Raw genomic sequence first — 10,259 nt, forward strand, 5'->3', positions numbered from 1 at the left:
TTATTTTTGATCGTTGTTTGATCGTTGTCGAAACTACAGGCTTGTTGTTGTTGAAAAACGGTCTTGAAAGAGGTTATTTAGATACAGGATCTATCATCCTTGCAGTTTTTTCATTTGCTTTCTACAACCTATGTTCATTCGGTTATGTCTACTTTACAATAAAAAATAAATAGACGTATTTTCAAAAAAAGATTACATATTTATATCAGTAAAACAACGATTTAAATCGTCGTTTTTTTGTATAACTCCCCCTGAAATTTATTTTAATTATGCAAATTTCACGTATTTTTGGTGCTAAGACAACGATCCTGAGAGCTTTTCAGACTTTTTTGCATACAACACATCAGTAGAAACCCCTAGAGGCGCAAAAGATTTGGGCGTTTTTTAGATGCTTTCCTAAAAGAAAGCAACTTTCCGAAAAAGACCAATTTTTCGGAAAGTTGTCTATTTGTCAAAATATGGCAGAACTCGTGATTGTAACTCTTTTAAAAGGATTACATACTCTTCAAGCTGGTCAGATGTGTAGTTTTTAATAACCCAATAATCACGTGAATACTTTTTGTCAGTAAAGTCATTTCTCCAAATTTCTTTTAGACCATCTGGAGCTAAATCAATTGTAGTCGCACCTTGTCCAATCTCTTCAAGTGCTTTTTCTGTTTCTTTTTTTGTCCAAGTTTTCTGAACATGATAACGCCAACTTGTCTGACCGCAATCTGCAAATATGGAGACTTTTAATTCCTCTACCTCTTTAAGTAGTTGTTCTTTTGTTGTCATAAATACGACCTATCAGGCTGTTCAGCCTGCCTTTCTTCTTTTATGCTTATATTATACGAAACCACGAATTAAAAAACTAACTATTTTTTAATTTATCCATTTAACCCAAAACGTCTTAAAACGTTGATATTATCGAGTTTTTGTTATATCATTTTTTTACAAATAATTAGCAAACTAACTTTTTTAGGAGTTTTATATGGAAATTACTTTTAATTTAGACAAGCTACGGGGGATAGACTTCATACGACCATTAGATTGGAAAAGTCTCGAAAAACTACATAATGATGTAAACAGAGAAAATTGGGAGATGTTTTTTAGACCCTCTGAACTAGAAAAAGTATTTACAAGCACTTTAAAAATCACATCTAGAGATTTAAGAGAATTCCTTGATGATGTTTTTGGAATAAGCATGTCAGTAGATTCCACTAATAATCGTAATCAGCTGAATGCTATAATTAAAAAATATGCTCCAACAAAAAGAGGCCATCGAACTATATTAAATTACTATCAATTTCGTGATTTAATCTTATCAGATGATTTTAATAGGTTTGTACTAAGAAAGCAAGATGAATCAAAATCAAATAATAAACGCTTAATGTACGAGGAACTTATGTACTTACAAGTGAATAAGTTCAAGGAATCGAACTTGTATCAAGAACAAAAAAAGAAAGATACTATATACTATGCGAGCGCATTGTCTCTTGTAGAAGGATTTGACCAAGTTCTAAAACAATACTACTCAATGTTTTTAGACCTCTGGCATATTCAACAAGTTGATTATAGATATATAGAAGCTCCAGCTGAAACAAAACAAATGTTAGATATTATATCTTATCGATTTAGACAAAAATCTCCGTTAGTTTATAAGTTTGATTCCCGTGACGACGTGTACAATACAGACAAAAATCAAATTATTGAATGGTTCTTAAGAGACGTGGAAAGATGGGCAAATAATGAAATAAAATAGTCTACTTCACCAATTTTCTGCATGTTTCATGATATAATATAAACATGCAGAAAGTCACGGAAGTAGGGAAATTCTCCCAAGAAATCATTACTGAGTTTGGTCTCTCATATAATGAAAATGACCCAATTATTTTGGCGAAAAATCGTAAAAAGCATATGCTGAAACGACACGGGGACGAGTTCGCCGATTTTGAAAAAACGTACAGTCAAATTCCAGATATTTTAACAACCCCAGATTATGTAGGGTTACACCCTGACGGAAAATCTTTACAATTTGTAAAATTGCTCGAAGAGAATACTCTAGTTGCTGTTCGTCTTGACCCTAAAAATGGAAGTGTTCGCACCATGTACCCATTAACGGACAATAAACTCAAGAATTATCTGGACGCCAAAAGAATGCGGAAAATGTAGATTTTCTTGATAAAAAGGACGAAAAAGTAACTTTTTTTTGTATTTTTTATATCTCTGTGATATACTTTAAGTAAGTGAGAAAAAGGAAAATAATAAGGACGGAACAGGCAGCCGTCACGCCCTCGTGGTCTTAAAGAGATGTGGGAAGGTCACCCCACTATTATTTTCTTTTAATCTTTTAATAAAAAAATAACCCCTACGGCGGTAGGGGTTATTTTTTATTATGGCTTGAAGCATAATCACTTGACTTTTATCTAACTGTATGCTAGAATGTATATATCTAGTTATTAACTAGACTGTAACTAGCACAATTTATATTGCTAGTATATCTGAAAAAAATATTAATTTACCGGAGGTCAAATTTATGTCGGTTACGTATAGCGTTGCTCTCCCTGTCGTAGGGATTGATATTTGCTCGGCAAAAGAGGTGCTGGATGCTCACTTAGAGAAAGCTAACGAAGTAGGTTCTGTATACTTCAGCACAAGTAACAGAATGGATCCTAAAAAACTTACAAAAGTAAGTAAAATATTGCTTGTGAGTAAAGAATTTACTTATATTGCTGATTTGGTACTTTACCAATTTTTTAATAAAAAATCAGCTCCTTTGGATGCTGCTATTTATGCTCCAAGCCTATTTGCAGACGATCAAGATTATCACTGGCTGAAACTTAAAAATATCAGAGAAATCAGCTTGGATGAATTGAATACTTTTCAAATGATAAACAAGGAAGCTCAAGAAAAATACAATGGTGTTGGGAACTATGTCGAAAATACAGGGCGCTTGCAAGTGTTCTATGCAAAAAAAACAAGCTAATTATAATCAACAACTAGAAAAGAGCATTTCGTGTAAACGAGATGCTTTTTTATCTGTAAAATTTGTAGCCTATTAAACTAGAAACTCGGCTTCTCGATGGCTCGAATCAAGTTTTCCCTATCATACTTTGATTTACCCATGATTTTCTGTTACTCTAGTAATAGATAAAATTACAAGGTGAAATCATGACAAAATTAGAGAAAAAATATGACGAATTAGAGGGTTTTTGGTCTCCTGCCGTTCGATTATATATAGACTATTTTTTTACTACAAATAAAAGGGACTTGTATAGCTATCGCAAATTAAATAGTTTGAAAAAATTCCTCGATTTCTACGCAGGTAACCATCTAAAAAAGTCCACCAATGAATTAACCATGGATGATTTAGAGCAAACACCTGTAGAAGTTGTTGCAGATTATGTCAACTCTTTAGAGCTAAAACCAGACGGTAAAAAACGATTTATTAGTGTCTTAAACTCATTCTGGAACTACTACACTGTTGTATCCTTCTCAGGTGATAGAAAAGCCCCACACTTCTACCGCAATGTTATGGACGAATGGATCAATGAGTATGGCATACTTTCTCTTTTTACATCAAAAAGAGGAGCAGGGAACACAGTACGAGTAGTTCATTATGATTTGCCACATATGCTATACTTTTTTGATGAAATTGATAAGAATGAGAAACCTACGAGTCCCTATGACTTCTTCCTTGATCTTGATGAAGAAGCAGGATCATCTAAATTGCTGAAAAATAAAGACAGGGATTTAGCAATCATCGCTTTACTTGCTGGAACTGGAGTTGATCTTGAACAATTAGCGCAAACTACTTATAGAGATATTGACTTACACAAACAGACGCTAATAGTTACATCTCCTAAAGGTGAACGAATTAAGAAACCTATTTTAAGTGAATTTATCCACTATATCTCACCGTACATCAAAGAAAGAGAGAAAATAGCATCTACTAATGCTAGTGATTCTCTATTTCTCGACTTCAAAAGAAGACCACTAACTGCTCCAAAAATATCAGGAGTAATAAGTAGGATAGAGCGCATTTTTGAAAAATCTTTATCCGCAGCCATTTTAAAACAGACTCATTCGTGCATTCTACTTGAGAAAAACAAGGATTTTTTGGATCTAATTCAAAGAGAAAAGTAAAATGCAGCCAAATTCATGCACTTTTTCTCATATATTCCGAACTTTTCATGTTTTTGGTAGCTATGCTGCTACTTTTAAATCAAAAAAACCTACATTTCTGCTACCTTTCCCCCCTTTTCTGCTACTTTTAAAAATAAAAGCCTATACCTATACGATTTATGGACTAAAAAACCGTCCTACTATTACTATTAAAAAGAGGAAATAAAAATATTTTATGAATAAATTAGAACAGAATTATCAAGAATTGGAGAGCATTCTTTCTCCAGATATTCATTTATACCTAGATTACTTTTTCACTACGAATAAAAGGAACACCTCTAGCTACTATAAGCTAGTTGAGTTGAGAAAGTTTCTGGACTTCTATGCAGATGAGTATCTAAAGAAATCTATCAGCGAAATCACTATGGACGACTTAGAGCAAACCCCTCTTGATGCAGTCGTTGATTATGTAGGCTCACTAAGGCTCAAACCAAATGGCAAGAAACTAGTCATTAAGATTTTGAGTGCCTTCTGGAACTACTACACCGTAGCATCTTTCACAATCGATAAACAAGCGCCTCACTTCTATCGTAACGTGATGAACGAGTGGGAGGTTGTTTATGGTGCTGCTACTCTTTCCTCACAAGGTAAACCAAAGGAAAATACAGACTATATCGAAAGTTACAATCTTCAAGAAATCCTTGACTATCTGGATATGATAGACAATTATCTTGTAACATACCTTACCAAAACAAAAGCACGAAATTGGGAGCGAAACAAGGAACGTGATTTAGCGATTGTTGCCTTGCTTGCTGGAGCTGGAGTTGATATTGAACAACTCGCACAAGCTACGTATCGAGATATAGACCTACGAAAGAAAACTTTGACGGTTGTTAATCATAGAGGAGAGCTTGTCCAAAAATCAATCATTAAGGAATTTATCCCTTATATCGATCCTTACGTTAAGGAACGAAAAAAATGGTATAGTGCTGATGCTACTATCGGCTCACTCTTCTTGAACTACAAGAAACAACCACTATCTTCACAAGGTATTGCATCCGTGATCCATAGAATTTCCACGGTTGCTAATAAACCTTTATCAGCTCTCATTCTAAAGCAGACACACAAGGATCTTTTGGAACTAGTCCAAAGACAAAAATAATATGTAACCACGTACTTTTTTCTCATATATGAGAGTTTTTGTAGATTTTCGTACCTTTTTCTCATGTATTACAAGATCCTCTATCCCCCTTTTGTTATTTTAATTCAATTTTTCAATAAATAAAAAAGAGAGACTTAAATAGTACTCTCTTTTTTTAATTTCATTATCGGATATAGAGTGACATGAAAAAATCATTGTGAGGTATATTGTAGTATTGTTTTGTAATCTCTGAAGAGAATACTAAGCCAACTCTTTCGTATTCGTCCTTGTATCTATCATAGAGTTTTTCAAAATAGTCATGGTTGCTAACGTCACCATAATTTAATTTTATAAGTGGCATTTTTTCCTCATCAAAATAATCATCTAGGTAAGTCAAAATTAAAGAGAATGGACTGTCATTATCTTCTACCAATTCAACAGAAACAATATCGTAAGGCATGATACGTTCTGTCATACACTTCTCTAATAATCTTTCGTTTTCTTGACGTTCATCAATCACTATATCGTGCATGATAGCTTCTGAGATTTGAGATAGAGCATTGACCTCTGGAAGTGCAAACAAGGTCACGTTACTCTCTTGTGTTTTCTCGTAGTAAGAAAAGCCACTATCTCCAAAAGGTACGGTATATAAATTATCAATAAAATTCATAATACGCATATGCAGGCGGTTGTCTTTTGGCTCTGAAATATTATCAAAGACAAAGAAGATTGTATCTCCTCGATAATACTTCTCTTCAAAATATCCCAATATCTTTCCGAGCAGCTTGAAGTGAGGCTCTGTATTCCTGTCATACTCAATAAAATACCTCTGACCTCGAACGAAGATCACTGCATCTGGTACAAGTGATATAAGTTTTCTATTAAACGGGAAAAAGTAAGTGACGTTCAATTCTCTAGGTGATAAATCTGTGCACTGTTCAACGATTAGTCTTCCGATTTTCAGCGCTAATCTTCTTGTATGATAATCATGTAGATGTATTTTTCTGATGCCATCTTTTCCGCCAGACATTTTGTTTATCTTGAGGCTATAATGCGAACCTTTAAATTCTGTTACCTTTGTCAATTCAATAAGGCCTGGAATCTCATGCATGATATCTAACAACCATTCAGCAAATCCTTTAGTGACATACATAAATTTAGTCTTGCCGATTCTGTAGTTATCTTCAAAATGACTCAGTGGCATATTTCTATTTCCTATGAACGAATATAGTGTTCTGTTATTTAATTCTTTACCTGTGAGAATGAAGTACTGATCTAGGACCATTTCTCTTGAAAAATACTTTAAGCGAATTAAATGATACATGAGTAAGATTGTATCTCTTGTAAAATATATCCTTTCGCTATTGGGGGTTGGCAAATAATAAGCCACCGCATCTTTTGGGATATTCTCTATTTTTTCTTTGCTTTTTCTTTGTTTTCTTTTAGCGTTCATAAATCATTTTCTCTTCTCTATTTTTGTCAAGTATCCTTCTTTCACTTTTTCATATATTTGTATTTCAGACCAATCTTCTTTACGAAATAAATCAGCAATTCTTTTTTCCTCTTCGATAATATTCCCATTGTTTTTCTTTATTTCATATAGATAGACTGTTTCTGATATATAGAGTGTTAATTCTTGACTACTATGATTTACTTCAAACTGCAAAAAAATAGGATAATCATTATAGACCATATGTTTTTTACCTTCGGGTCCTAAAAACTGTTTATATGAGACTAATCTAAGTTTAGTTTGAATACTCTCTATAAAACGTTCAAATTGATTATTAGTATTATTCTCGTAAAGTTCAGTTGCATATTCTGATATAGCTGCAATATCTGAGTATGAGATAGTTACACTCTCTTGTGAGTATATATTATGTATTATCTCTAATATTCCAAAAACAACTTTTAATTCATTTTTAGATAAAGTGCCTAAGTAAAGATAATTAAGCAAATAGCTATTATGATGTATAGCTGCTATATACTCTTTTTGATCTTTTTTTAATTTTGACATTGATTGTACGCTCCTTTTTTTGTTTCTTATATATATTTTATCACGCCTCATTTTACATTCAAAGCTATCATAGCCCAAATCGGACTATGATAGCCGAAAACGGTTTCTTCTCAAAAATCAACTCATTTTTAGCAGCTACAGCACGTTCAATTTATAGTTCAAATTTTAATCATATTCTAAAACATAGTGAAAGTAGAGGTAATACCCCTATAAAGTCACATTGTTTTAAAATCAACTCCACACTTACAGGGACGTGGGTTTTCGGTTCTTCTTTTGAACCACTATGTTTCTCGACCTAAAAAACGATTAACCACCTCATTCCTATTTCGTTATAAATCAAGCAATATCAAGGAGTTACAACAGCATTTTTTACCTAAGACGTTTCTCAACCTAGAAAATAATTAACCACCTCAGTTTAATATTGCTATAAAGCTAGTAGCACCAACGAGTTAATAAACTCTTTTTTAATCTCTATCTTTCTCAAAGAAAAAGGGCTGTATACGCAAGCCCCAACTCTTAATATAAGTTCAAATTACAAAAAATCATAGATATCTGTCTGATGTGATGCTTTCTCTGCTTCTATGATTACCTCTGCAGTGGTTGGCATCCGTCTATCCCTAATTACCATCTCATACCCGATAACTTTTCGTCCTTTTTTTACAGTTGTTAAATCTATATCAGCGTTGAATTTCATTTCTAATTCTTCGCATGCCACCATGAGAGCATTCCTCTTAAACAAACCTGCAGGCCATGACTTCTCTTCACCCAAGAACCAATCTTGCCACTCCTCTAAACTTCCCTTAATGGTTGTATATTCTCGATTTCCTAAGCGATATGCTTCCCAAAGTTTCATCAAGATCAAAGAATACTTTGATTTCACATTTCCTAACTCATCCAAATGGAAAGAGTAGTAGTTTCGTTTTAACTCAAAAACTAAAGGTCCAGCATCTTCAGAGAATTTAAACTCTACAAGGCCATCCTCAATAAATCTTATTCTGCTGAAAAGTTGAGTCATGATTATTGATCGTCTACCGTCAGGCAATGTTTCAGGAATATATAGAGCGGTATTCTCGTTAAGTCTCGAAAAAGCTTCTGCAATCCGTCTATAATTTTGACCGTTTTTAGTTAAGCCAAAGTGCTTCATAATGTCAAGGCTATGAACCGTAAAGACATCACCAACTCTACTATCTTTCGTTACAGATGAAAAACAGTAGTCTAAAACCTTGTGTTCAAAAGCTTTTAAATTACCAAAAGCTTTGGCCAAGTCATTCGCCTGGACAACTAAATAATTTTGACGAGAAGCTAGTTCTTCATAGATTTTACTGGATTTTCTATTTGATACCATCTTGTTTACCTTTTACTATGTTTCCTATTATGCTATATTCTATCAATTTTTAAATTTATAGTCAATAATGGGGTACAAAATAGTCATTAATGGGGTACAAAATAGTCATTAATGGGGTACAAAATAGTCATTAATGGGGTACAAAATAGTCATTAATGGGGTACAAAATAGTCAATTATTTATCTGCAACCCCTTGATATTGCTGATTTTCTAAGGTCGACAAAGTAATATAAAGTAATATAAAGTAGATCAGAAAGTAAATTAGAAAGTATCTTCTTAAGAAAAAAATCTATATTTTATTTTTAAAAAATAAAAAAATCTTTCACTCAGTTCACTATTTTCTATCTAGCCACTTGCAAATATAATGGACCAAGATCTCCACTTCAATAGTAAGTAAGATATTTAAAATTATCTCCATCTGTATCCCCTCCTTTTTAGATAAATTTGCAGAAAGGCCCTCTACAACTATGATCGTATCATGACTAAAAAGGGATTTTTTACGGTTTTAGTACTGAACAATATTTAAGTTACCGTCAGGGGCCATATTTTGGCCGTTAAGGGGCATCTAGCTAAAAAGCCGGATAAATTCCACATTGGACTGTCTAAGGGGCAAATATGGCCTTATATAGGCTTAAATCAATATTTACTTTTTTATTTAGCGCTCCTTGATGGCAGCAAGCAACAAAATCAGATAAAAAAGGAGCATGCATTATAACGACAGAAGAAAATTGGAACAAGCAGCAGGAACTATCAGAGAAAGTGTTGAAATCTATACCATGTATAAAAGGATATTCTCAAAAAATTCATGATTTTCATACATATTATGCGTGTAGAATTGTGTAGAATATGCTACAATGTATCCACACAGAACGTTATAATTGTATAGCAGCCAATTTTAGTGGAGGAGAAAAAATGAGTGTTCAAATAAGCATCCGAGTTTCTAAGGAACAGAAAGAGAAGCTTGTAGAATTAGCTAAAAATGAAAATAAGACAATCACGCAATACATACTTGATAGATGTATTGTAGAAGATAGCTACACAGAATCTAGCAGTATAGATGATGCTAGCAATCGTGTAGAAACTGTATTGCAGGAGCAAATTAAGCAGCTTCGTGAGGATTTTGATAATGAACGACGTTTTTTAATCTCTCAGATTGATGAAAAAGATGATCAAATTGCCAATATGTTGGACACTAACAACAATCAACTCCAACTTATTGGAGCACTGACTATCAAAAATGAAACATTACTTTTAGAAACAAAGAAGAACTGGTGGCAACGTTTGTTTTCAAAAAAATAACTAATTAGTTGTATGTGAGTGAGAATTTCGTTTTGATAAATTTAAAAGAACAAATAGATAACCTTTGTAAATAGAAAGGGGTAACACTATGTTTTGGGCGAAAATTTTTTATATATTTTTATTTTTGATCGTTGTCGAAACTACAGGCTTGTTGTTGTTGAAAAACGGTCTTGAAAGAGGTTATTTAGATACAGGATCTATCATCCTTGCAGTTTTTTCATTTGCTTTCTACAACCTATGTTCATTCGGTTATGTCTACTTTACAATAAAAAATAAATAGACGTATTTTCAAAAAAAGATTACATATTTATATCAGTAAAACAACGATTTAAATCGTCGTTTTTTTGTATAACTCC

General features: G+C 33.1%; 10 protein-coding genes. 6 read left to right on the plus strand and 4 right to left on the minus strand.

The features are described from left to right. Positions 1 to 444 precede the first annotated feature (444 nt). The gene (locus tag D8849_RS10170; protein ID WP_115904956.1) at positions 445 to 774 is read right to left on the minus strand and encodes a hypothetical protein; all 330 of its coding nucleotides are present in this window, start codon (positions 772 to 774) and stop codon (positions 445 to 447) included. A 196-nt stretch (positions 775 to 970) separates the two neighbouring features. Here D8849_RS10170 and D8849_RS10175 point away from each other — a divergent pair, with 196 nt between their 5' ends. The 5 genes from D8849_RS10175 to D8849_RS10195 all read left to right on the plus strand — a co-directional run bounded on the left by D8849_RS10175 (position 971) and on the right by D8849_RS10195 (position 5,266). Next, positions 971 to 1,741: a hypothetical protein gene (locus D8849_RS10175; RefSeq protein WP_115904957.1), complete on the plus strand. Its 771-nt coding sequence runs from the start codon at positions 971 to 973 to the stop codon at positions 1,739 to 1,741. A gap of 44 nt (positions 1,742 to 1,785) precedes the next feature. Next, positions 1,786 to 2,151 (plus strand): PBECR3 domain-containing polyvalent protein, encoded by a 366-nt coding sequence (locus D8849_RS10180; protein WP_181897314.1) that lies wholly within the window; start codon positions 1,786 to 1,788, stop codon positions 2,149 to 2,151. A 364-nt stretch (positions 2,152 to 2,515) separates the two neighbouring features. Continuing rightward, a complete protein-coding gene (locus tag D8849_RS10185; protein ID WP_115904958.1) occupies positions 2,516 to 2,965 on the plus strand; it encodes a hypothetical protein in 450 nt (149 codons plus the stop codon). 185 nt (positions 2,966 to 3,150) lie between these two features. Beyond that, positions 3,151 to 4,125, plus strand: a complete 975-nt coding sequence (locus tag D8849_RS10190; RefSeq protein WP_125386999.1) for a tyrosine-type recombinase/integrase — start codon at positions 3,151 to 3,153, stop codon at positions 4,123 to 4,125. Between the two features lie 214 nt (positions 4,126 to 4,339). Further along, positions 4,340 to 5,266 (plus strand): site-specific integrase, encoded by a 927-nt coding sequence (locus D8849_RS10195; RefSeq protein WP_115904961.1) that lies wholly within the window; start codon positions 4,340 to 4,342, stop codon positions 5,264 to 5,266. A 163-nt stretch (positions 5,267 to 5,429) separates the two neighbouring features. Here the strand turns inward: D8849_RS10195 and D8849_RS10200 are convergent, their stop codons facing one another. The 3 genes from D8849_RS10200 to D8849_RS10210 all read right to left on the minus strand — a co-directional run bounded on the left by D8849_RS10200 (position 5,430) and on the right by D8849_RS10210 (position 8,604). Continuing rightward, entirely contained in the window at positions 5,430 to 6,698 is a 1,269-nt protein-coding gene (locus D8849_RS10200; protein WP_115904962.1) for a replication-relaxation family protein, read from the minus strand. 3 nt (positions 6,699 to 6,701) lie between these two features. Further along, complete coding sequence (locus D8849_RS10205; protein WP_125387000.1) at positions 6,702 to 7,259, minus strand: hypothetical protein; 558 nt, start codon at positions 7,257 to 7,259, stop codon at positions 6,702 to 6,704. 532 nt (positions 7,260 to 7,791) lie between these two features. Next, entirely contained in the window at positions 7,792 to 8,604 is an 813-nt protein-coding gene (locus D8849_RS10210) for a replication initiation protein (RefSeq protein WP_000254442.1), read from the minus strand. 912 nt (positions 8,605 to 9,516) lie between these two features. Between D8849_RS10210 and D8849_RS10215 the strand changes: the two genes are divergently transcribed. After that, a complete protein-coding gene (locus tag D8849_RS10215) occupies positions 9,517 to 9,903 on the plus strand; it encodes a hypothetical protein (protein WP_115904963.1) in 387 nt (128 codons plus the stop codon). Positions 9,904 to 10,259: the final 356 nt, after the last annotated feature.

The sequence above is a fragment of the Streptococcus mitis genome, from assembly GCF_003942765.1.
GTDB lineage: Bacteria > Bacillota > Bacilli > Lactobacillales > Streptococcaceae > Streptococcus > Streptococcus mitis_BE.

Coding starts and splice junctions, on each gene's coding strand:
- D8849_RS10170 (WP_115904956.1), bottom strand. CDS start 774: ATGACAACAAAAGAACAACTACTTAAAGAGGTAGAGGAATTAAAAGTC.
- D8849_RS10175 (WP_115904957.1), top strand. CDS start 971: ATGGAAATTACTTTTAATTTAGACAAGCTACGGGGGATAGACTTCATA.
- D8849_RS10180 (WP_181897314.1), top strand. CDS start 1,786: ATGCAGAAAGTCACGGAAGTAGGGAAATTCTCCCAAGAAATCATTACT.
- D8849_RS10185 (WP_115904958.1), top strand. CDS start 2,516: ATGTCGGTTACGTATAGCGTTGCTCTCCCTGTCGTAGGGATTGATATT.
- D8849_RS10190 (WP_125386999.1), top strand. CDS start 3,151: ATGACAAAATTAGAGAAAAAATATGACGAATTAGAGGGTTTTTGGTCT.
- D8849_RS10195 (WP_115904961.1), top strand. CDS start 4,340: ATGAATAAATTAGAACAGAATTATCAAGAATTGGAGAGCATTCTTTCT.
- D8849_RS10200 (WP_115904962.1), bottom strand. CDS start 6,698: ATGAACGCTAAAAGAAAACAAAGAAAAAGCAAAGAAAAAATAGAGAAT.
- D8849_RS10205 (WP_125387000.1), bottom strand. CDS start 7,259: ATGTCAAAATTAAAAAAAGATCAAAAAGAGTATATAGCAGCTATACAT.
- D8849_RS10210 (WP_000254442.1), bottom strand. CDS start 8,604: ATGGTATCAAATAGAAAATCCAGTAAAATCTATGAAGAACTAGCTTCT.
- D8849_RS10215 (WP_115904963.1), top strand. CDS start 9,517: ATGAGTGTTCAAATAAGCATCCGAGTTTCTAAGGAACAGAAAGAGAAG.